The 20,985-nt window shown below is 70.4% G+C and carries 20 protein-coding genes; 9 read left to right on the forward strand and 11 right to left on the reverse strand.

Annotated elements, in window-relative coordinates:
- Positions 1-172 precede the first annotated feature (172 nt).
- From AB0F81_RS08580 to AB0F81_RS08590, 3 genes are read right to left on the reverse strand one after another with little or no spacing between them, the layout of a single operon-like run.
- Entirely contained in the window at positions 173-1,384 is a 1,212-nt protein-coding gene (locus AB0F81_RS08580) for a cation:proton antiporter (RefSeq protein ID WP_360193088.1), read from the reverse strand.
- A gap of 5 nt (positions 1,385-1,389) precedes the next feature.
- Complete coding sequence (locus tag AB0F81_RS08585) at positions 1,390-1,887, reverse strand: cation:proton antiporter regulatory subunit (RefSeq protein WP_360193091.1); 498 nt, start codon at positions 1,885-1,887, stop codon at positions 1,390-1,392.
- Between the two features lie 49 nt (positions 1,888-1,936).
- Positions 1,937-3,139 carry a sugar efflux transporter gene (locus AB0F81_RS08590; protein ID WP_360193094.1) on the reverse strand — a complete coding sequence of 401 codons (1,203 nt, stop codon included), beginning with the start codon at positions 3,137-3,139 and terminating at the stop codon, positions 1,937-1,939.
- Between the two features lie 123 nt (positions 3,140-3,262).
- On the opposite strand from AB0F81_RS08590, the gene clpB reads away from it, so the two are divergent.
- Positions 3,263-5,845: an ATP-dependent chaperone ClpB gene (clpB, locus tag AB0F81_RS08595; protein WP_360193097.1), complete on the forward strand. Its 2,583-nt coding sequence runs from the start codon at positions 3,263-3,265 to the stop codon at positions 5,843-5,845.
- A 41-nt stretch (positions 5,846-5,886) separates the two neighbouring features.
- On the opposite strand, the gene AB0F81_RS08600 is transcribed toward clpB, so the two are convergent.
- Positions 5,887-6,072: a hypothetical protein gene (locus AB0F81_RS08600; RefSeq protein ID WP_360193162.1), complete on the reverse strand. Its 186-nt coding sequence runs from the start codon at positions 6,070-6,072 to the stop codon at positions 5,887-5,889.
- Positions 6,073-6,470: 398 nt separating this feature from the next.
- Between AB0F81_RS08600 and AB0F81_RS08605 the strand changes: the two genes are divergently transcribed.
- The 5 genes from AB0F81_RS08605 to AB0F81_RS08625 all read left to right on the forward strand — a co-directional run bounded on the left by AB0F81_RS08605 (position 6,471) and on the right by AB0F81_RS08625 (position 10,611).
- The gene (locus tag AB0F81_RS08605; protein WP_360193100.1) at positions 6,471-7,688 is read left to right on the forward strand and encodes a hypothetical protein; all 1,218 of its coding nucleotides are present in this window, start codon (positions 6,471-6,473) and stop codon (positions 7,686-7,688) included.
- A 99-nt stretch (positions 7,689-7,787) separates the two neighbouring features.
- Complete coding sequence (locus AB0F81_RS08610; RefSeq protein WP_360193103.1) at positions 7,788-8,615, forward strand: hypothetical protein; 828 nt, start codon at positions 7,788-7,790, stop codon at positions 8,613-8,615.
- Positions 8,616-9,008: 393 nt separating this feature from the next.
- On the forward strand, positions 9,009-9,374 hold the full coding sequence (locus AB0F81_RS08615) for a hypothetical protein (RefSeq protein ID WP_360193105.1): 366 nt from the start codon (positions 9,009-9,011) through the stop codon (positions 9,372-9,374).
- A 96-nt stretch (positions 9,375-9,470) separates the two neighbouring features.
- The gene (locus AB0F81_RS08620; protein ID WP_014440216.1) at positions 9,471-9,848 is read left to right on the forward strand and encodes a metalloregulator ArsR/SmtB family transcription factor; all 378 of its coding nucleotides are present in this window, start codon (positions 9,471-9,473) and stop codon (positions 9,846-9,848) included.
- 85 nt (positions 9,849-9,933) lie between these two features.
- Positions 9,934-10,611, forward strand: coding sequence for a class II aldolase/adducin family protein (locus tag AB0F81_RS08625; RefSeq protein WP_360193111.1), 678 nt, complete (start codon positions 9,934-9,936; stop codon positions 10,609-10,611).
- A gap of 117 nt (positions 10,612-10,728) precedes the next feature.
- Here the strand turns inward: AB0F81_RS08625 and AB0F81_RS08630 are convergent, their stop codons facing one another.
- The 4 genes from AB0F81_RS08630 to AB0F81_RS08645 all read right to left on the reverse strand — a co-directional run bounded on the left by AB0F81_RS08630 (position 10,729) and on the right by AB0F81_RS08645 (position 16,011).
- Positions 10,729-11,826, reverse strand: coding sequence for a VTT domain-containing protein (locus tag AB0F81_RS08630; RefSeq protein WP_360193114.1), 1,098 nt, complete (start codon positions 11,824-11,826; stop codon positions 10,729-10,731).
- A gap of 86 nt (positions 11,827-11,912) precedes the next feature.
- A complete protein-coding gene (locus AB0F81_RS08635; protein WP_360193117.1) occupies positions 11,913-14,408 on the reverse strand; it encodes a polynucleotide kinase-phosphatase in 2,496 nt (831 codons plus the stop codon).
- Positions 14,405-15,772, reverse strand: a complete 1,368-nt coding sequence (locus AB0F81_RS08640; protein ID WP_360193119.1) for a 3' terminal RNA ribose 2'-O-methyltransferase Hen1 — start codon at positions 15,770-15,772, stop codon at positions 14,405-14,407. Before AB0F81_RS08640 ends, AB0F81_RS08635 begins: the two co-directional genes overlap by 4 nt.
- A 53-nt stretch (positions 15,773-15,825) precedes the next feature.
- Positions 15,826-16,011 (reverse strand): hypothetical protein, encoded by a 186-nt coding sequence (locus tag AB0F81_RS08645; RefSeq protein WP_360193122.1) that lies wholly within the window; start codon positions 16,009-16,011, stop codon positions 15,826-15,828.
- Between the two features lie 261 nt (positions 16,012-16,272).
- Here AB0F81_RS08645 and fbaA point away from each other — a divergent pair, with 261 nt between their 5' ends.
- Both fbaA and AB0F81_RS08655 read left to right on the forward strand, forming a co-directional pair.
- Positions 16,273-17,298 (forward strand): class II fructose-bisphosphate aldolase, encoded by a 1,026-nt coding sequence (gene fbaA / locus AB0F81_RS08650; RefSeq protein WP_360193125.1) that lies wholly within the window; start codon positions 16,273-16,275, stop codon positions 17,296-17,298.
- Positions 17,299-17,481: 183 nt separating this feature from the next.
- The gene (locus AB0F81_RS08655) at positions 17,482-17,925 is read left to right on the forward strand and encodes a hypothetical protein (RefSeq protein ID WP_360193127.1); all 444 of its coding nucleotides are present in this window, start codon (positions 17,482-17,484) and stop codon (positions 17,923-17,925) included.
- A gap of 2 nt (positions 17,926-17,927) precedes the next feature.
- Here AB0F81_RS08655 and AB0F81_RS08660 read toward each other — a convergent pair whose 3' ends face one another.
- From AB0F81_RS08660 to AB0F81_RS08670, 3 genes are read right to left on the reverse strand one after another with little or no spacing between them, the layout of a single operon-like run.
- Positions 17,928-18,245, reverse strand: a complete 318-nt coding sequence (locus tag AB0F81_RS08660) for a hypothetical protein (protein ID WP_360193130.1) — start codon at positions 18,243-18,245, stop codon at positions 17,928-17,930.
- Positions 18,246-18,284: 39 nt separating this feature from the next.
- Complete coding sequence (locus AB0F81_RS08665; RefSeq protein ID WP_360193133.1) at positions 18,285-18,533, reverse strand: hypothetical protein; 249 nt, start codon at positions 18,531-18,533, stop codon at positions 18,285-18,287.
- A 28-nt stretch (positions 18,534-18,561) separates the two neighbouring features.
- Positions 18,562-19,749: a hypothetical protein gene (locus AB0F81_RS08670; protein WP_360193136.1), complete on the reverse strand. Its 1,188-nt coding sequence runs from the start codon at positions 19,747-19,749 to the stop codon at positions 18,562-18,564.
- 77 nt (positions 19,750-19,826) lie between these two features.
- On the opposite strand from AB0F81_RS08670, the gene AB0F81_RS08675 reads away from it, so the two are divergent.
- A complete protein-coding gene (locus AB0F81_RS08675) occupies positions 19,827-20,816 on the forward strand; it encodes an ADP-ribosylglycohydrolase family protein (protein WP_360193138.1) in 990 nt (329 codons plus the stop codon).
- Positions 20,817-20,985 lie beyond the last annotated feature (169 nt).

Genomic DNA, 20,985 nt, shown 5'->3' on the forward strand with positions numbered 1-20,985 from the left:
ACCGTTGACAGCGTGCGACCGGCCTCACACAGCCCGTCGCAAGTGTCGAACATCCCAATACTCTGAGTCGTCGCCGCGCAACGGTAGCGCGCTCCGTGTGTCTAGGGAAGCGTCAAGGACTCACATTCAGATACTGGACAGTAACTTTAGGCTTTCTCTATGGAGACGCAGGTCACTCCGGGGACGGCAGCGGTTTTGCGGCCTGTTGCTGAGCCGCCATCCGGCGCCGGACCAGCTCCTTGAACCACCGGTAGTCCGGCAGCCGCGCCAGCATCGGCCCGGTCACCACGGTGATCAAGACGTACGCGGTGGCGAGCGGGGCGAGCCGGGGATCCACCCCGTAGGCGACCGCGAGGCCGGCGATGACGACCGAGAACTCACCGCGGGGCATCAGCGCCAGACCGGCCCGGAGCCGGCCGGGCAGGGCGATGCCCACCCGCTTGGCGGCCAGATAGCCGGTGCCCACCTTGGTCAGCATGGTCAGCACGGCCAGGCCCAGCGCGGGGAGCAGGACCGGTGGCATGTCCGCCGGGTTCGTGGAGAGTCCGAAGAAGACGAAGAACACCGCGGCGAAGAGATCGCGCAGCGGCGAGAGGATCTGCGTCGCGTGGTGCGCCACCGGGCCGGAGAGCGCGATGCCGACCAGGAAGGCGCCGACCGCCTCGGACACCTTCAGCTCACCGGCCACGCCCGCGATGAACAGCGTCATGCCGAGGACGCTGAGCAGCAGTGCCTCCGGGTCCTTGACCGACATGAAACGGCTGATCTCGCCGCCGTACCGGATCGCCACGACCAGCACCGCGATCACCGTGACCACCGCGACGCCGAGCGTGCTGAGCCCGGGGATCAGGCCCGACCCGGCCAGCACCGCGGTGGCGATCGGCAGGTAGAAGGCCATCGCCAGGTCCTCGATCACCAGCACCGAGAGGATCACCGGGGTCTCCCGGTTACCCACCCGGCCCAGGTCGCCGAGCACCTTCGCGATCACGCCGGACGAGGAGACCCAGGTGATGCCGGCCAGCACCAGGGCCGCCTCCCAGCCCCAGCCGAGCAGCAGCGCGAACGCCGCACCGGGCAGCGCGTTCAGCAGCATGTCGATCAGACCGGCCGGGGCCGCCGAGCGCAGGTTGTCGACGAGCTCGTCGGCGGAGTACTCCAGGCCGAGCATCACCAGCAGCAGGATCACGCCGATGCTGGCGCCGATGCCGATGAACTCCTCGCTGGCCGAGAGCGGGATGACACCGCCCTGACCGAACGCCAGGCCGGCCAGCAGGTAGAGCGGGATCGGGGAGAGGCCGAAGCGGCGGCCCAGGCGACCGAGCATGCCGAGGCCGAACAGGAGCGCGCCGATCTCGATGAGCAGGATCGTCGTGTGGTGATCCACGACGCTCAGCCGTCGTCGTCGCCGGCCAGGATGGCGGTGACGCCGTCCAGACCCTTGCGCGTGCCGACCGCCACCACCACGTCGTTCGCCTCGAACTTGAACGCGGGACCGGGTGAGGCGATCACGTCACGATCGCGCAGCACGGCCACGATGGAGGCGCCGGTGCGGCTCCGGGTCCGGGTGTCGCCCAGCTTGCGGCCCACGAACGGGGAACCGGCGGGCAGGGCGATCTGCTCGGTGAGCAGACCGGCCGCCTGTTGCCGCAGGCCGGCGAGCTGACCCAGCATCAGCGAGGCGCCGAGGACGTCGGCAAGAGCCTCCGCCTCGTCGTCGGTGAGCGGGATCGAGGCCAGACTCGAATCGGGATCGTCCACGTCGTACAGGACCAGGTCACGGCGGCCGTTGCGGTGTGAGACCACCCCGACCGTCCGCCCTGATGAGGTCACCAGGTCATGGCGGACGCCGATTCCCGGCAGCGGAGTCTGTTCCACCCGTACGCGCACGACGCCAACGTTAGCCCGCAAGCTGCCTGTTTCGTGCCGCGCGGTCGTATTACACCTGTTCAGCAGCCAATTTTTGGTCAACTTCGGGGAGTTCCCGGGCGATCACCGGCGGCCGGAACGCGATCAGCAGGAGCAGACCGAGCACGCTCAGGCCGAGGTTCAGCCCGAACGCGAGGCGGAAGCCGAACTCCTGGGCGAGGCCGAACAGCGGTGCGGCCAGGATCTGCCCGATCGGGAAGATGTTGGTGAACATCGTGGTGGCCCGGCCGGGGAACCGCGGCATCATGTCCTGGATGTAGGAGATGCCCAGGCCGGAGACCGCGGCGATCAGGATGGCGTTGGGGATCTGCGCGGCGGCCAGCATCCACACCGACGTGGCCGACCACGCCAGCGCCTGATAGACGATGCCGCAGACGGCGCCGACCAGGATCATCCGGCGCAGCGGGACGCGGGTGGAGAGCGCACCGAAACCAAGCATCAGTGGGATCTCCAGCGCGGCGCAGAGCCCGAGGATCAGGCCGGCGTCGCCGATCGAGCCGTCCAGCTCGGTGCTCACGAACAGCGGCATCGCCTGGACGCCGAGCACCATCGAGGTTTGCAACAGGGTGAAGCCCAGGAGGATCGGGAAGATCACCCGTGGGGCACGAGCCGAGACGGTCTCGCGGCCCTGAGGCGCCGCCGGGGCCTCGACCTCGGGCAGCCAGAGCACCGCCACGAGCGCCGCCACCAGGTACATGACGGCTGCGCTGCCGTAGACGTAGCGGAAGTCGCCGGCCTCCACGAGAAAGGCGGCCAGCGTCGGTCCGCCGACCCAGGCGACCGAGAACACCGTGCGGAGTGTGCTGATGCCCATGGCGGCGCGCCCGGGATCGTCCCGCTGGAGCGCCTGTCGTGCGTACGCGAAAGATTGGGGGAAGAGCGACCCGGCAATGGCCGTGGCCGTCGCGGTGAGCGCGAGCAGAACCCAGAAATCGCGGACGAACGCGGTGAGGCCGGCGCCGGCGCAGCCGGCGAGCGCGGCGATGATCAGCAGCTTGCGCCGCATCGGCCGGCGGTCCGAGACGCGGCCGATCGCCCAGGACGCCGCCACGCCGGAGAGCGAGGCGGTCATCAGGAAGAGGGTGACCTGGATCGGGCTGGCCTCGACCGCGGTGCTCAGGAACAGGCCGAGGAACGGTCCGACCACCGCGGTGGCGATGCCGGTGGCGAGGAACATCAGGCCGAGGGGAAGGAACCGCCGCGACAGAGACACGACTCCTTACGGTACGGGTCCTCGGCTTTCCCGCCACCTGTGTGGTGGTGACCGTCACCGTGGCGCGGAGCCGGCGGTGACGCGCTAAAGTTGAGCGGAACGCGCTCAAGTCTTGGGGAGCTGATGAACACCGAACGTCTGACCACCAAGAGCCGCGAAGTGATCACCGCGGCGGTCGCCGACGCGGGTCGGCGCGGACACGCCACGGTGGAGCCGTGGCACATGCTGCTCTCACTGCTGGACACCGGCGGGTCCACCGCGACCGCGCTGCTGCGCGCCGTCGGGTCCAACCCGGCGGACGTGCGCCGCGCCGCCGCCCGCGCGATCGAGCAACTGCCCTCGGCGCGCGGCGCCAGCACTGTCGAGCCCAGTCTCTCCCGCGAGTTCGTCAACGCCATCGGTTCGGCCGATCTGATCGCCAAGCCGCTCGGCGACGAGTTCGTCTCGACCGAGCACCTGCTCGCCGGTCTGGCCCGGGTCGGCGGCGCGGTGAGCCAGGCCCTCAAGGAGGCCGGCGCCACCGAGGACGCGCTGGTCGCCGCCTTCCCGCAGGTGCGCGGCGGCGATCGGCGGGTCACCACGGCCGATCCCGAGCAGACCTACAAGGCGCTGGAGAAATACAGCGTCGACCTGACCGCGCTGGCCCGGGACGGCAAGATCGACCCGGTGATCGGGCGGGACGCCGAGATCCGCCGGGTGGTGCAGGTGCTGAGCCGGCGCACCAAGAACAACCCGGTGCTGATCGGCGAGCCGGGCGTCGGCAAGACCGCGATCGTCGAGGGCCTGGCCCAGCGCATCGTGGCCGGCGACGTGCCGGAGACGCTGCGCGACAAGAAGCTGGTCTCGCTCGACCTCGGCGCGATGGTCGCCGGCGCGCAGTACCGCGGACAGTTCGAGGAGCGGCTGAAGAGCGTCCTGGAGGAGATCCGCAACTCCAACGGGCAGGTCGTCACCTTCCTCGACGAGCTGCACACGGTCGTCGGCGCCGGCAAGGGCGAGGGCTCGATGGACGCCGGCAACATGCTCAAGCCGATGCTCGCCCGTGGTGAGCTGCGCATGGTCGGCGCCACCACCCTGGATGAGTACCGCGAGCACATCGAGAAGGACCCGGCTCTGGAGCGGCGCTTCCAGCCGGTCGTGGTCGGCGAGCCCACCGTCGAGGACACCATCGGCATCCTGCGCGGTCTCAAGGGCCGGTATGAGGCGCATCACCGTGTGCAGATCACCGATGCCGCCCTGGTCGCCGCCGCCAGCCTCTCCGACCGCTACATCAGCGACCGGTTCCTGCCGGACAAGGCGATCGACCTGATCGACGAGGCCGCCTCCCGGCTGCGCATGGAGATCGACTCCCGGCCGGTCGAGCTGGACGAGCTGCAGCGGCAGGTCGACCGGATGCGGGTGGAGAAGCTCGCGCTGGAGAAGGAGACCGACCCGGCCTCGGTGGCCCGGCTGGAGCGCCTGGTGGCCGACCTCGCCGACCGCGAGGAGGATCTGACCGCGCTGAACGCCCGGTGGGAGCGCGAGCGCGGCGGCCTGAACCGGGTCGGTGAGCTCAAGAAGCAGCTCGACGAGGCGCGCGCCGCACAGGAGCGTGCCCAGCGCGACGGCGAGCTGCTGGAGGCGTCCCAGCTGCTCTACGAGGTGATTCCGGCACTGGAGAAGGAGATCCAGGCTGCCTCCGACTCGGAGGAGGACGCCGAGCCGCCGATGGTCAAGGAGGAGGTCGGCGCCGACGACATCGCCGAGGTCGTCTCCTCGTGGACCGGCATCCCGGCCGGCCGGATGATGGAGGGCGAGACCGCCAAGCTGCTGCGCATGGAGGAGTCGCTGCAGGCCAAGGTGGTCGGCCAGAAGGAGGCGATCGCCGCGGTCGCCGGCGCGGTCCGCCGGGCGCGGGCCGGCATCGCCGACCCGGACCGGCCCACCGGCAGCTTCCTCTTCCTCGGTCCCACCGGCGTCGGCAAGACCGAGCTGGTCAAGGCGCTGGCCGGCTTCCTCTTCGACGACGAGCGGGCCATGGTACGCATCGACATGAGTGAGTATGGCGAGAAGCACTCGGTGGCCCGCCTGGTCGGCGCCCCGCCCGGTTACGTGGGTTACGAGGAGGGCGGCCAGCTCACCGAGGCGGTGCGCCGCCGGCCGTACAGCGTGGTGTTGCTGGACGAGGTGGAGAAGGCCCACCCGGACGTGTTCGACCTGCTGCTGCAGGTGCTCGACGACGGCCGGCTGACCGACGGCCAGGGGCGGACGGTCGACTTCCGCAACGCCATCCTGGTGCTCACCTCGAACCTCGGCTCGGCGACCGCCGACTTCACGATGAGCGACGCGGAACGCCACGACGAGGTGCTGGCCGCGGTCCGGGCCCACTTCAAGCCGGAGTTCCTCAACCGGCTGGACGACATCGTGGTCTTCCACGCGCTCACCAAGGACGACCTGACCGCGATCGTCGACATCCAGCTCGCCCGGCTGCGCACGCGTCTCGCCGACCGGCGCCTGGCGCTGGAGGTCACCCCGGCTGCCGTGGAGTGGCTGGGTGAGCACGGGTACGACCCGATCTACGGCGCCCGGCCGCTGCGCCGGCTGATCCAGTCGGCGATCGGCGACCAGCTGGCGAAGGCGCTGCTGGCCGGCGAGATCCGCGACGGCGACACCGTGGTGACCGACCTGGGCGAGGCCAAGGACGGCCTCGCGGTCCGGCGCGGCTGATCATCGGGATACGAAAAGGGGGCCCGCGGGCCCCCTTTTCTTTACTGCTCCGTCTCCCGATGCCGGTAGGAGTGGGTCATCAGGATGTCCGTGATGGCGTGCTCGCCCTCGGCGGACCAGATCCGTATCCCGTCGCGGTGAAGCTGATAGCGAACGTCAGTGAATCTCGTCCGGGTGTCGTCATGGTGAACGACGGTGAGGGTGTCGGCGTGGGGCATGGAAGTCACCGGTCCTTGAGTCTGGGGCGGCCGCGGCGTGGTCACGCGGCCTGCCTAATGGGAAAGGTGCCCGATGCCGGTCTGCCTCGGCCCCGGCGGTCTGTGCGCGGGGCGGGCGACTCGTGCGGGCAGGGGCCGCCGCTGAAGCCGGTTGCCAGCGGGACGCCACGGGATCGAAGTTTAGGTGGCCGTACGAAGCCATGTCGCCCCCCGAACGAGCGACCTTTTGGGGTGTTTAGGGCCATCGTCGCCCGATGTTGCCACACCGTCGCCGACGGTGAAGCCCGGTCGCGGGATATGGCGCCCGACCGATACCGTAAATGGATCTAGAGGAGGGCAGTGTGACCGTTCCTACATATTCATCACCAAATCCGGCGCCGTCGCCGCGGCCGGCGAGGCCGGTCACCGTGACGATCTCGTCGCTCCTGCTCTACGGGATCGCGGCGGCACAGCTGCTGATGGCGGTCGTGGTGCTGGCGACCCTGGGCGACGTGCAGGACGCCTACACCAGCTCCTTCGGCGGCACCGAGTTCGACAGCGAGCTGACCGGCGTGGTCACCGCGACGATGATCGTCGTGGCGGTGATCTACGCGATCATCGCGGCGGGCCTGGTCGTCCTGTCGATCTTCAACGGCATGGGTAAGAACCCGTCCCGGATCGTCACCTGGGTCTTCGCCGGCATCGGGCTCTGCTGCAACGCCCTCTCGCTGGTCGACTCGGTGCCCGGCGCCGTCACCACCAGCACGACCGAGGGCGGCCCGTCCGAGCAGCAGTTCGAGGCTGACCTGGCCGGGACCCTCCCGGGGTGGTACGAGCCGGTGCTGACCCTGCTCACCGTGTTCACCGTGGTGGGCCTCATCGCCGTCATCATCCTGCTGGCGCTGCCGCAGTCGAACGCCTACTTCCGCAAGCCGGCCGCCGTCTGGAACCCGGGCGCTCCGTACCCGGGCTACCCGGGTCAGCCCGGTTACCCGGGTCAGCCGGGCTATCCGGGCCAGCCGGGTTACCCGGGCCAGCCGGGTTACCCGGGTCAGCCGGGCTATCCGGGTCAGCCGGGGGCCTACGGTCAGCCCGGAAACCCCGCCTACGGTCAGCCGTACCCGGGCCAGCCGAGCTCCGGGGCGCCCTACCCCGGCCAGCCCAGCTCGCCGCCTGCCTATCCGGGGCAGTCCAGCTCGCCCCCGGCTTACCCCGGGCAGCCCAGCTCGCCTCCGTCGTACCCGGGGCAGCCGGGCTCGTCGCAGCCTTCGCAGAGCCCGTATGGTCCGCCCGGCGCCTACGGTCCGCCGGGGCAGCAGCCCGGGCACCTCGGTTCGCCGGAGCAGTACGGGCAGCCGGGCCAGCCGGCACCGGGCCTGCCGCCCTACCCGGGCCAGCCCGGCGGTTACGGGGCCGGTGGCCACGGTTACGGGCCCGGTGGTCACGCTTCCGGCCACCCCGATCACCCGACGTCGACCGGCGGATCCCCGGCCAGCGATCCCTGGGCCGCACCGCCGCGCGCTGACCAGCCCTCGCCCAGCGATCAGCCCTCGTCCAGCGATCAGCCGGCGCCCCGGGACCAGCCGCCGGCCGGCGGGGACGATCAGCCGACCCGGCAGGAGCGGCCGCCGACCGACCCGGCCTGAGCCGATGACGGACCGGACCACCTTCGGGAGGTCCGGTCCGGCCACGTAACGGCCGCGCAGGCGGTAGGTTTTGGCCATCCGACCCCGCGGGAGCCATCGATGTCCTATGCCGCCGTCCAGCCGCCAGCCGCCGCGCCGCCGGCGGGCTCCCGGCCAGCCGTCGTCACGACGGCCGTCGCTCTGCTCTGGGCCATGGCGGTGGCCGGCCTCGCCTACGCGATCGGCATGGTCGCGATCGCGCCCGGGACCGTCGACCGGTTCCGGGACGCCACGGGCGACACCGACCAGATCGAGTCGTACGTCGCGGTGATCTGGATCGACGCCGCCGTTGCCGTCGCTGTGGCGCTGCTGATCCTCGCCCTCTTCGTGATCCTCGGGATCGGCCTGCGGCGCGGCAGCCGGATCGCCCGCGGCGTCACTCTCGGTGTTTGCGTGCTCGGGGTTCTCGCCGGCTTCGGATCCCTTCTGGTGATCGCCGGCCAGCGTGCCGGCGAGGCGTTGCCCGGCTCGGTGGGTGCGGCGCTGGGCGCGGCGTACCCGGACGGCTGGATCGGCCTGAACGTCGCGGTGGCGGCCGCTCAGGTGCTCGCCTATCTGGTGCTGGCGGCGCTGGTGCTGTTCGCGCCGCGGCAGTTCTTCGGCGGAGGCGTCCCGCGGAACCAGATCCAGCCGCCCCCGTATCCGGGTTATTGGCCGCCGGCCGGCACACCCGGCCACGCGCCGGGGTACGGATACCAGGCGCCCGCCGCCTATCCGCCCTATGGTCCTTCTGGACCGTGGGGAGCATCACCCCAGTGGGCCGCGCCACAATCGTCCGAACAAAGAGGAGACATCCCGTCCGAACCCGATCAGACTTCGTCTTCCCCGCCCGTGGAGAAGCCTCCGGCGGCATCGGAAGGTGAGTACTGGTCGCGACCGCGGGACTGAACTCTCCGGTAACGTCGCTAAGTCGGTCCCGTATCGACGACTGTGGGTCACTCGAACGGGTACGGTCCGTTTCGGTTGCCGTCACTCGATCGGCTGTCCGGATAGATCTAGATCGGCTAGTCGGTGGTTGTTTTCGCCCGGACGGACAAACGTGATTTCCGGCCTTCACAGCACCTTCACAGCCCAGCCACCAGGTAACCCTGGGGTCTGCGCGGGTAACGTACGGTCGTTACCTGCTTTGAGCTGCATCTATGGTCGCGGGAAAGGTCGAGATCCGTTGTACGATCTGTAAACCGTCTTTACAGAAGCTGGCAAAGCCGTGGGTCAATAGTTCCGTTCCGCCCCGGCGGGGCGAAAGATTCCGGTTTCCTTCCAGCCAGTACGCTCGATGTCATGGAAGCACGGGACGACCTGCGTAAATTCATCACTGAATTGGCCGTCGCGCAGCGTGGCGCCGTGCTTTCATCGGGTCGTGAGCTGTTGGGTTCGGAGTGTGGCGTTCAAAAGATCGCGCAGTGCGGCGTGATGGTGTCGATGCGTTCTGTGCCGGGTCATCGTCGGGGATCGGTGAGCCGAAACAATCGACGAAAAGACAATGTGGCCCGCCTCACTCCGGAGACGGGGATCGAGAGCTCGACACGGATGGGTAGCGACCAGATGGCGGCTGAGGCGTTGCAGGAGGCAGAGACCGAAGTCGGTGTCGCAGGTTTGGTAGATCAGGTGAGCGTGTTGGCACAGACCGCCGACTCGCTGGGCTGATCGACCGACCCGGCGATCGATGTCGGCCTTACGGCCTGAAAGTTAGCCGGTTCGTTCCTGCTCACATGCAGGAGAATCGATGCAGTTGGTGGAAGGATGGAGATCGTGGGAACTGCGTTGGCGGAAATGACGATGCCTCAGATCTCGCCGCTTGCCGGCGAGCCGATTGAACGCGCTGACGCCGAGCGCCTGGCGGGAGTGCTGAAGGCGCTCGCCGACCCGGCCCGGCTTCGGCTGCTGAGCCTTATCCAGTCCGCTACGGACGGTGAGGCATGTGTGTGCGACCTGACGGCCCCTCTGGGCCTCTCGCAGCCCACTGTGAGTCACCACCTTCGGATTCTGACCGAGGCTGGGCTCCTTGAGCGGGAAAAGCGGGGTGTGTGGGCGTACTACCGGCTGGTGCCGACCGCGATCGCCACCATCGCCGACCTGCTGACGCCGCCGCGTAAGCGCGCCACGAAGAAGGCGCGCTGAGCATTGGGGGTTTCGCCTGGCGTCCGATTATGGGGGTCGTGACGCCAGGCCGAGGACCATCGTCGAAGCGGATCGAGGAGGAACGGTGAACTACGTTCCCGGCGACCTGCGTGATCAGCTCGCGCACGTGGGTTACGACGTGGTCCAGGCCGGCCTCGTGTGCGGATCGGGCGGCAACCTGTCCGCCCGGATCCCCGACGAGGACGCCATCTGGGTCACCGCGAGCGGCTCCTGGCTCGACCGGCTCAGCCGGAACAGTTTCGCGCCGGTGCGGATCTCCGACGGCGCACCCGCGATGGTCGGCACCACGCCGCCCCCGCGGATCGAGCCGACGAGCGAACTGGCGCTGCACCTCGCGCTCTACCGGGCTCGGCCCGACGTCAACGCGGTGGTCCATCTGCATCCGCAGACGGCCCTGCTGCTGGACGCGCTGGGCGAGCACATCCGGATCGTCACCACCGACCACGCGTACTACCTGCGCCGTGTCTCGACCGTGCCGTTCCGGCTGCCGGGCAGCACCGAGCTGGCAGCCCTGACCGCGGCGATGGCCGCGGACGGCACCGATTGCCTGGTGCTCAGCCAGCACGGCTGTGTCGTCATGGGCGACTCCGTCGAGCTGGCCCACAAGCGGGCCCGCAATCTGGAGGAAGCCGCCGCGCTCACCTACCGGGCGCTGACCGCGGGCCGGCTGGAGAACCTGCGGGACTGCCCGGAGGAGTTCATCGAGCGGCTCCAGGGCACCAGCGGCGCGGTCACGGTCTGACTCGCTCAGTCTTCATCGCGGTCCCCCGGATCGGGGGCGTTGCGGTGCATCGGATCCACCACATGCGGAAACGGCCGGCCCCGTGAACCGAGGGCCGGCCGTTTCTGTGTCTGCGCGTCAGCCGCGGGGCCACTGCCGATCGTCGTCGGCCGGGGGCTGCCCGTATCCCGGCTGCTGAGGCGGGTACTGCTGCCCGTACCCCTGCTGCTGCGCCGGGTGCTGCTGCCCGTACTGCGGCTGGCCGTAACCCGGCTGCTCACCGTAAGCGGGCTGCTGACCGTACGTCTGCTGACCTCCGTAAGCCGGCTGCTGACCGTAGGTCTGCTGGCTGCCGTAAGTGGGCTGCTGGCCGTAAGGCTGCTCGCCGTAGGCGGGCGGCTGGCCGTAGGTGTGCGCCGGCGTCTGGCCGTGGTGCGCCTCGTGCTGGCCGTGGTGGTGGTGCTTCTCGAACTCGTCGTGCGCGGCGTCGGCGATCCCGGCGACGGTGGCCGCGGCCACCACACCGATCGCGGTGGCCGGATCGGCGACCGGCGTGCCGTGCTTCTTCGCCCGGCGTTCCCGCAGGATCTCGATGAGGATCGGCAGCACCGAGATCAGGATGATCAGCGCGACCACCGGCAGGATGTAGTGGTCGATCTGGTCGCCGATGGCGGCGTAGATCTGCTCGGCCAGCAGGTAACCGATCAGGATGATGCCGTCGGTCCAGAGGATCGCGCCGACCACGTTCCAGACGAAGAACTGCTTGGCCGGCATGCCGAGGGTGCCGGCGACCGGGTTCAGGAACGTCCGCACGATCGGGATGAACCGGGCCAGCACCACGGCCTTGGCCGGGCCGAACTTCTCGAAGTAGTACTCCGCCTTCTCGACGTACTCCTTCTTGAACAGTTTCGACTCGGGCTTGTCGAACATCCGGCGCCCGTACTTCGCGCCGAGCCAGTGCCCGAACTGCGCGCCGACGATGGCGCAGATCGGTGCGCCGATCAGCAGGCCGGCGATCGACAGCCGGGCGCCCTCGCCGAAGATCGAATCGGCGACCGCGGAGGCGGCCACGCCCGCCAGGAACAGCAGCGAGTCCCCGGGAAAGAAGAAACCGACCAGTAGGCCGGTTTCCGCGAAGAGGATCGCCAGGACCCCTGGTAACCCGAAGGCCTGGAGCAGATCCTTCGGGTCCATCGGGTTCAGCGCGAGCGGCTCGGTGAGCGCTTGGATGTCCACGAGGAAGCAGGGTACCGGCCGCCGACCGGCCGGAACCCCGACGACTCCGGTGGATGGGGTATGCCCGCCAAGATCTGACCGTACGGTCAGAGCCGCGGGTCGACCGGCTCCGACTCGGCAGCCAGGATGGCGAAGACCAGCTCGTGCACCCGCCACGGCGGAGCACCCTCGGCCAGCCGGTCCAGAGCCGCCAGCCCCAGCCCGTGCTCGCGCAGCGCGAGCGACCGCTTACGGCCGAGATTGCGCTGGCGCAGCCGCTCCAGCTGCTCCGGACGGGTGTACTCCGGGCCGTAGATGATCCGCAGGTACTCCCGCCCGCGGCACTTCACCCCGGGCTGCACCAGGCGGCCCTTCGCGTCGGTCGCGGCCGGACCGGCCCACGGCTTGACCACCATGCCCTCGCCGCCGGCCGCGGTCAGCGCCAGCCACCAGTCGGTGGCGGCGGCCTCGGCGGCCGGATCGGCCAGGTCGACGATCATCCGGCGGGTCGGCGTGAACAGCTCCGGATCGGTGGCGACCAGACGGTCCGCGATCGCCAGGTGCCAGTCGTGGTCCTTCCCCGCGTACGAGACGTTGGCGCCGGCGAGCACCGCGAACGGGGCGAGGGTGACCCCGGTGAGGCCGTCGGTCGGCTTCACGTACGCCCGGTAGGCCGCGGAGTAGCCGTCGATCTCCGCCGACCGCAGCTCCAGCCGGTCCCGCAGCGCGCCGACGTCGAGCCCACGTGCCGACGCCCGGTCGAGCATCGCCAGCGCGGCCGGCAGGGCGGTCCGGCCGGCCGCGCCGACACCCGCGTAGTGGTCGCGGATCAGCGAACCGGCCTTCGCCGACCACGGCAGCAGCTCGGCGTCGAGCAGCAGCCAGTCGGTGCCCAGCTCGGTGAAGATCGGGCCGGCCGCCGCGCGGACCCGGGCGAGCAGCGGCTCGTCCAGTTCCGGCCCGAAGAACGGCCGCCCGGTCCGCGTCCAGATCGCGTCACCGTCGCCGGACCGGGAGACCCGCACCACGGCCCGCGAGCCCATGTGCTTCTCCTCGCAGACCACCCGGGTCACCCCGGCGGCGCGCAGGTCGGCGAAGGCGGACGACGGGTACTCCAGGTAGCCCTCCACGGTTGAGCTGGAGCACGGCGCCATCGTGGGCGGCAGCCAGACCAGCGTCTCCGGGTCGACGGCGAACCGGCCCATCACCTCCAGCGCGGCGGCCGCGTTCTCGGCGGGGACGGTGGTCCGTCCGTACCCGTAGTCGATGTGCCTGCGGCCGGTCACGTCGGCGATGTCCAGGCCCCGGTCGGGCCTGGTCGCGACCGTGACCAGCGGGCGCACCGGCGCGTAGTACTCCTTCGCGGCCGGCACCGAGACCAGCTCGCGCGACGGCCAGCGCAGCGCGGTGAGCGAGCCGCCGAAGACGCAGCCGGTGTCCAGGCAGATGGTGTTGTTGATCCACTCCGGGGTCGGCGTGGGCACGTGGCCGTAGACGACCGCGGCCGAACCGCGGTAGTCGTTCGCCCACGGGTAGCGGACCGGCAGGCCGTACTCGTCGGTCTCGCCGGTGGTCTCGCCGTAGAGCGCGAAGCTGCGCACCCGGCCGGAGGCGCGCCCGTGGTAGGCCTCCTTGAGCCCGGCGTGCGCGACCACCAGCTTTCCGTCGTCGAGCACGTAGTGGCTGACCAGGCCGTCGATGAAGGCGCGAACCTCCTGGACGAACTCCTCCGAGGTGGTGGCGAGCTGCTCCAGCGTCTCCGGCAGACCGTGGGTGAGCTGGACGTTGCGGCCGTTCAGCTTGCGGGCCAGCTTCTGCTCGTGGTTGCCCGGCACGCAGAGCGCGTGCCCGGCCTTGACCATGCCCATGACCAGCCGCAGCACACCCGGCGAGTCCGGGCCGCGGTCGACCAGGTCACCGACGAAGACGGCCTTGCGCCCCTCCGGGTGCACGGCGTCGACCGGCCGGCCCTGCTCGTCGCGGAGCAGCTCCCAGCCGAGGTTGCCGAGCAGCGTCTCCAGCTCGGCCCGGCAGCCGTGCACGTCACCGACGATGTCGAACGGGCCGTGCTCGGTGCGCAGGTCGTTGAAGAGCTTCTCGTAGCGGATCTCGGCGGCCGCGATCTCGTCCACGCCTCGCAGCACGTGAATCTTGCGGAAACCCTCGCGGGCCAGCTGGCCGAGGGACCGGCGCAGGTCGCGGTGCATGCGGGTGAGGACCTGCCGGCCGAACGTGCGGTCGGCGCGGGCCTGTGTCCGCTCCCAGGCCAGCGACTCCGGCACGTCCAGCACGATCGCCACCGGCAGCACGTCGTGCTCGCGGGCCACCTTCACCAGCCCGGCCCGGGCGTGCGACTGCAGGTTGGTGGCGTCGACCACGGTGAGCCGGCCGGCCGCCAGCCGCTTGCCGGCCACGTAGTGCAGCGCGTCGAAGGCGTCGGCGGAGGCCGACTGGTCGTTCTCGTCGTCGGCGATCAGGCCGCGGAAGAAGTCCGAGGAGAGCACCTGCGTCGGCTTGAAGTGGTCACGGGCGAACGTCGACTTGCCGGAACCGGAGATGCCGACCAGCGCCACGAGCGACAGCTCGGGAACGTCGAGGATCATGCGGTCACCTCCGTATCAATGGTGAAGAGGGCGAGCTGGGTCGGTGCGCCGGTGGTCTCGTCGGGGTCGCCGACGCCGCGGATCGTCACGGCGTAGCCATAGGTCGTCGCGACCCGGTCCGCCCAGGCGGCGAACTCGGCGCGGGTCCACTCGAAGCGGTGGTCCGAGTGCCGCATCCCGGTGAGGCCCTCGTAGTGCACGTTGTATTCCACGTTCGGCGTGGTCACGACCACGGCGCCGGGCCGCGCGTGGCCGAAGACCGCAGCCTCCAGAGCCGGCAGGCGGGGCAGGTCGAGGTGCTCGATGACCTCCATCAGCACCGCGGCGTCGAAATCGCGCAGCCGGTCGTCCCGGTAGGTCAGCGCGGTCTGGATCAGCCTGATCCGGTCCTTCTGCCGCTCCGGCAGACGGTCCAGGCGCAGCCGGCGCGCGGCCTGCTCCAAGGCCCGGCTGGAGACGTCGGCGCCGACGATCTCGGTGAATCGCCGGTCCTTCGCCAGCGCGGTGAGCAGGGCGCCGCCGCCGCAGCCCAGATCGAGGACCCGGGCGGCGTTCACCTCGGTGAGCGCGGCGAGCACCGCGTCCCGGCGCTGCTCGGCGAGCGGCGCCTTGCGGGCGACCGGCAGCTCTTCCTCCTCCTCGGTGGCCGGCCGCTGATCGGCGTCCAGCAGCTCCAGGGCGGTGGTGGCGAGCGAGCGGCGGTGCGCCAGGTAGCGGCGGGCGATCAGCACCTTCTCCGGGTGGGCGGCGAGCCAGCCCTCGCCGGAGCGCAGCAGCTTCTCGATCTCGTCCGGGGCGACCCAGTAGTGCTTCGCGTCGTCCAGGACGGGGAGCAGCACGTACAGGTGGTTGAGGGCGTCGGCGAGGCGCAGCTCGCCGGTCAGGCAGACCTCGACATAGCGGCTGTCGCCGCCGATCTCCGGCTCGAACGGGATCGGGTCGGCGGTCACGGTCCAGCCGAGCGGGGCGAACAGGCGGGTGACCAGATCGTTGGTGCCGCGCAGGACCGGGACGCGGATCTCCAGCGGGATCGCCGCGGCGGCCAGCTCCGGCCGGTCCCGGGAGGCGCCGCGCAGGGCGCTGCGGAAGACCTTGGCCAGGGCGCTCGCCAGCAGGCTGGAGGCGGCGTACGGGCGGTCGTTCACGTACTGGCTCAGCTCGAAGGCGTCCCTCTGCGCCCGCAGCCGCTGCGGATCCACGTCGAGCAGCAGCGCGGCGGTGCACCGGTCGTCGGTCGCCTCGGGATACATGACGTACGCCGTACCGGTGGGGACGTCGAAAGCATGGACCCGGTCAGGGTGCTTGACCAGCAGGTATCCAAGATCGGTCGCGGGCCGGTGAGTGGTCGTCACAGTGAGCAGCACGCGTTAGATGGTCGCAGTGCCGCGCGAATCCAGCGATCGATTTGACGCGCGCCTCAGCGGTAGTCGTCGTCGAACTCCACGATGCGGCCCTGCTCCTGGGCGTCCCACTCGTTGGCCTCGGTGATCGCCGGCGACTCCTCCGGCTCGTCGTCCTGCCAGCTCGGGACCGCGACCCTGGCCTGCTCCGCCGCGTCGACCTCGGGCGTCTCCACGTCGACCTCGTCCTTCGGGCGCGTCATCTCGGCTCCCTTCCGTTGTCGCCGGCTCGGCTTCCACCATGGTGCGCGTTCCCCCGTCACGATGCCGCACAAACCGGCATGTGCCGAAAGATCGGCCGCGATCTCGCACCGCCGCCGGTCGGTGGCGGTGCGGGAAGCGGCCGGACGGGTGCGGATTTCGGGGCGGATTCCGCTACGCAACGCGACTGCGGAATACTGCCTGCTGGAGGACAGCGCGGTCCTGCCCTCTGCTGCCCGTACCAAAGAGCAAGGAGCGCACCGATGCCTATCGCTTCCCCCGAGGTCTACGCCGAAATGATCGATCGCGCCAAGGCCGGCGCGTTCGCCTACCCGGCGATCAACGTGACGTCCTCGCAGACCCTGAACGCGGCCCTGCAGGGCTTCGCTGAGGCCGGCAGCGACGGCATCATCCAGATCTCCACCGGTGGCGCCGAGTACGTCTCGGGCCCGACCATCAAGAACATGGTCACCGGCGCCGTGGCGCTGGCCGAGTTCGCCACCGAGGTCGCGAAGCAGTACCCGATCAACGTCGCGCTGCACACCGACCACTGCCCGAAGAACAAGCTGGACGGCTTCGTCCGCCCGCTGCTGGCGATCTCCAAGGAGCGGGTCGCCAAGGGCCTCGCCCCGCTGTTCCAGTCGCACATGTGGGACGGCTCGGCCGTGCCGCTGGACGAGAACCTGCAGATCGCCGAGGAGCTGCTGGCCGAGGCTGCCGCCGCCAACATCATCCTGGAGATCGAGGTCGGCGTCGTCGGTGGCGAGGAGGACGGCGTCTCCGCCGCGATCGACGACAAGCTCTACTCGACCGTCGAGGACGGCCTGGCCACCGCCGCCAAGCTCGGCATCGGTGAGAAGGGCCGCTACATGACCGCCCTCACCTTCGGCAACGTGCACGGCGTCTACAAGCCGGGCAACGTCAAGCTGCGCCCGGAGATCCTCAAGGAGATCCAGGAGGCGGTCGGCGCCAAGTACGGCAAGGAGAAGCCGTTCGACCTGGTCTTCCACGGCGGCTCGGGCTCGCTGCTGTCCGAGATCCACGGTGCCCTGGACTACGGCGTGGTGAAGATGAACATCGACACCGACACCCAGTACGCGTTCACCCGCCCGGTCGTCGACCACATCATGAAGAACTACGACGGTGTGCTGAAGGTGGACGGCGAGGTCGGCAACAAGAAGGCGTACGACCCGCGCGCCTGGGGCAAGCTGGCCGAGAACGGTCTGGCCAAGCGCGTCGTCGAGGCCTGCGAGCACCTCCGCTCGACCGGAACCACTCTCTCGAAGTAATCACACGGCAACGGCCGGTCCCCGTGCGTGGGGACCGGCCGTTGTTGTCTTGCGGGGTTACGGAGCGACACGGGTACCATCGTCCCCGTCAAGATCGGCGGGACGGTGATCGTGCTCGGTATCGCGGGCTGGAAACCCGAGTGGCATCACGATGCCGAGGCCCTCGCTGCCACTCATCGACACATGTTTGTCCGGCTCATCGGCCGGAAGCTGCGATCGAGCTGGCTGATGTGGGACATGGCCCAGCGCGGCTGGTTCGCTGACGGCCCGGTGATCCTCGACTTCGGACTGAGTCGCGTGGAGATCACTCATCGTAAGTTCGACGAGTGCGCGATCACCTGGGACCAGATCGACATGTCGGTGCCGATCGACTGGTACGAGCATTTCGACTGGCGGGCCGACCCGCACGCCGCGCTGCGCCGGGCCCGCGGCCGCCAGCTGCGCTCGGTCAACATCATCGAGCGGACCACCTCGGCGGATTGGCGGCCGCGGGTGCTGCACGCCGTCGAGTTCCTCTTCGACGGGGCACGGCTCGCCATCTTCAACGCGATGGACGAGAACGGGCTCACCGACGTGCCGGAGACCGAGCTGCCGGCGGTGCACTGGCGACGCGTGCACGTCGCCTGATCTCAGTCCCCGCCGCCGCCACCGCCACCACCGCTGTCGCCGCCTCCGCCGCTGTCGCCGCCGCCGAACCAGCCGCCGTCACCGCCGCCGAACCACGAGCCGCCACCACCCGACGAGGAGTCGTGGTCGTCGTGGCCCGACGAGGTGCCGTCGACATACGCCGAGGAACCGCTGCGCCGCTGGTGGCGACGCTCGTTCTCCAGTCGCCTCATCGCCTGCTTCACCGGGTTGCGGCGATCCGCATGCCTGCGCGCGAGCTTCGCGCCGGTCACGGCGAAGCCGACGATGACCGCGAACGATATGACAAAGGTGAGCAGCATGGCTTGAGTGTGCCGCACCCGCACCAGCGGGTCATCGGCTCAATCGCCGCCTCCACCGCCGCCTCCGCCACCACTGTCCCCGCCACCGCCGCTGTCGCCCCATCCGTGGTCGCCCGTGTCGTTGTCGTGGTGCGAGTAGTGGAACGTCCCGCCGCCGCGCCGGGACGGTCGGCCTCCGACGTCCCGGCCGCGCCTGGCGTTACGGAAGATGATCACCGCGGCGATGACGGAGATCGTGAAGAAAGCCAGCACCATGAGCGCTCCCGCGATCACTACGAAGGTCACCATGAGCGCAGTGTGCGGCATCCCCGCCACCTCACTTGAGCAGGGCCGACACCGCCTCGTCCAGGGAGTCGGTGACCACGATCAGATCGGACTGGTCGCCGTGCGGTGACCGGGCCAGCAGTGGCCCCAGCAGGTCCGCCACCGGCAGCGCCGACCAGTGCTCGACCCCGAGGAAGACGAACGCGCCGGACGGGCCGTCGGTGCGGTAGAACGTCTTCGTCGCGGCCTGGAAGATCTCCTGCACCGTGCCGGCCCAGCCCGGCGCGAAGACGATCCCGCCGCGGGACAGCCGCAGGATCGAGTCCTCGCGGACGGCGTTGGAGAAGTACTTGCCGATCTGCCCGGCGAAGAGGTTGGCCGGCTCGTGGCCGTAGAGCCAGGTGGGCAGGGCCAGGCCCCCGTGCCGGAGACGACCGGCGAGGTCGGTCTCGGCCAGCGGATACGCGGCGCGGACCGCGAGCGCGGCCGCCGTGTACGGGTCGTGGTCGAGGAACCGCGGCGCCACCGACAGCCGGTCGATCGCGTCCGACAGCTCGGCCTCGTCGCGGGACGCGAAGTAGGCGCCCAGGTTCGCCGCCTCCATCACCCCGGGCCCGCCACCGGTCACGATCAGCCGGCCGGCGCCGGCCAGCTGCCGGGTCAGGGCCGCGACCATCCGGTACGCCTCCGAGCCGCGCGGTTCCGCGTGCCCACCCATGATCCCGACCGGGCCCTCGTGGCCGTGCACCGCCGCCCACGCGGCCAGCGCCTTGCCGAGCGCGTTGTCGATGCCGGCGTCGTGCAGCCGCTGCGCGATCGCCTCCCGGATGTCCGGAACCGCACCGCCGTGCGCGACGAAATGGTCGAATACCACGGTGTCGTACATGCCGGCGAACCCGTGCTCGGCGAACCCGGCCGACAGGTCGTCCGGTGTGTAGAGCAGCGCCGGATGGGTGGGGTAGGGCCGGGCGTTGAACGGCGGCACCAGGTGGGCGCCGCGGCGGATCAGGTCGATCTCCACCTCCGGCCCGGCGAGCCGGCAGCCGACGAAGAGCGTGCCGCTCACGTCGACCCCGGTCAGGTCCGGTGGATCATGGTCCAGGCGGAGGCCGAGCACGACCAGACCAGCCAGGGTTCCCCTGGTCAGGTGCGAGTCGAACTCGGCTCGGGACTCGATCTCGAACTCGGTCGCGTCGAACGGCGCGTCCCCACCGAGGACTGGTTGCAGCGGATCCGGCATGTGGTCCATCTTGCGCGAATCGCGCACGGGGCCGTCGGCCGCCCCGCTGCGTTGACGTACTACCTAGAGTTGTCCGCATGCGTGCTGCGTCGGGATCGCTCTTCGGGTTGGCGTACGGGGACTCCCTGGGTAAGCCCACCGAGTTCCAGGAGTACGCGCAGATCGTCGCCCGGTACGGCCCGGGAGGCCCACGCCGGCTGGAGGGCGAACCCGCGCTGGTCACCGACGACACGCAGATGGCGCTGGCGGTCGGCGAGGCCCTGCTGGAGGTGCAGACCGTCACCCCGGAGTCGTTCGAGCCGGTGCTGCGGCGGCGCTTCCTGGAGTGGGCGGCCAGCCCGGAGAACGATCGGGCACCCGGCATGACCTGCCTGCGGGCCTGCGCGGCGCTCGCCGACGGCCGGCCGTGGACCCGGGCCACCCAGTCCGACTCCAAGGGCTGCGGTGCGAACATGCGGGTCACCCCGGTCGGCCTGATGCGCGGGTTGAGCGACGACCAGCGGGCGGGGGCGGCGCAGCTCCAGGCCGGGCTCACCCACGGTCACCCCACCGGCTTGGCGGCGAGTGAGCTCACGGCGTACGCGGTCCGGTGGCTCTGTGACGGCCTCGCGCCGGCCGACCTGCTGGAGGCGCTGCGCGAGCGCTGCGCCGAGCAGCGCAAGATCTATCGCGGGGACTGGCTGGGTGAGCTCTGGCAGCGCCCGACCGTCTCGTCGCCGGAGGAGTTCATCGCGCTCGGGTGGGACGAGTGCGCGGCCGCGCTGGATCGGGTCGCGGTGGCCCTGGCCACTGGAGATCACACCGGTGACCCGTGCCTGGCGACCGGTGCCGGGTGGGTCGCCGAGGAGGCCCTCGCGACCGCCCTCTACGTCTATCTGATCTCCCCGGACGAGCCGGTCGCTGTCCTCGGCCGCGGCGCGGCCTCCTCCGGCGACTCCGACTCGATCGCCTGCCTCGCCGGCGCCTTCGCCGGCGCGGCTCTCGGCCTGCCGGCCTGGCCGGCCGATTGGCAAACCCAGATCGAGTACGCCGACCGCCTGTTCCGCCTCGGCGCCGCCTGGGACTGACCCGCTCCAGCAGACCCACGCCGGCCGGCACGCTCCGGCTGGCCTCGCTCGCCTGGCTCGCTCCGGCTGGCCTGGCTCCGGCTGGCCTGGCTCCGGCTGGCCTGGCTCCGGCTGGCCTGGCTCCGGCTGGCCTGGCTCCGGCTGGCCTGGCTCCGGCTGGCCTGGCTCC

The sequence above is a fragment of the Actinoplanes sp. NPDC024001 genome (genome assembly GCF_040638955.1).
GTDB lineage: Bacteria > Actinomycetota > Actinomycetes > Mycobacteriales > Micromonosporaceae > Actinoplanes.

Coding starts and splice junctions, on each gene's coding strand:
- AB0F81_RS08655 (WP_360193127.1), top strand. CDS start 17,482: ATGTTTGTCCGGCTCATCGGCCGGAAGCTGCGATCGAGCTGGCTGATG.
- AB0F81_RS08645 (WP_360193122.1), bottom strand. CDS start 16,011: ATGACGCGCCCGAAGGACGAGGTCGACGTGGAGACGCCCGAGGTCGAC.
- AB0F81_RS08670 (WP_360193136.1), bottom strand. CDS start 19,749: ATGCCGGATCCGCTGCAACCAGTCCTCGGTGGGGACGCGCCGTTCGAC.
- AB0F81_RS08610 (WP_360193103.1), top strand. CDS start 7,788: ATGTCCTATGCCGCCGTCCAGCCGCCAGCCGCCGCGCCGCCGGCGGGC.
- AB0F81_RS08660 (WP_360193130.1), bottom strand. CDS start 18,245: ATGCTGCTCACCTTTGTCATATCGTTCGCGGTCATCGTCGGCTTCGCC.
- AB0F81_RS08620 (WP_014440216.1), top strand. CDS start 9,471: ATGGAGATCGTGGGAACTGCGTTGGCGGAAATGACGATGCCTCAGATC.
- clpB (WP_360193097.1), top strand. CDS start 3,263: ATGAACACCGAACGTCTGACCACCAAGAGCCGCGAAGTGATCACCGCG.
- AB0F81_RS08675 (WP_360193138.1), top strand. CDS start 19,827: ATGCGTGCTGCGTCGGGATCGCTCTTCGGGTTGGCGTACGGGGACTCC.
- AB0F81_RS08635 (WP_360193117.1), bottom strand. CDS start 14,408: ATGATCCTCGACGTTCCCGAGCTGTCGCTCGTGGCGCTGGTCGGCATC.
- AB0F81_RS08615 (WP_360193105.1), top strand. CDS start 9,009: ATGGAAGCACGGGACGACCTGCGTAAATTCATCACTGAATTGGCCGTC.
- AB0F81_RS08665 (WP_360193133.1), bottom strand. CDS start 18,533: ATGGTGACCTTCGTAGTGATCGCGGGAGCGCTCATGGTGCTGGCTTTC.
- fbaA (WP_360193125.1), top strand. CDS start 16,273: ATGCCTATCGCTTCCCCCGAGGTCTACGCCGAAATGATCGATCGCGCC.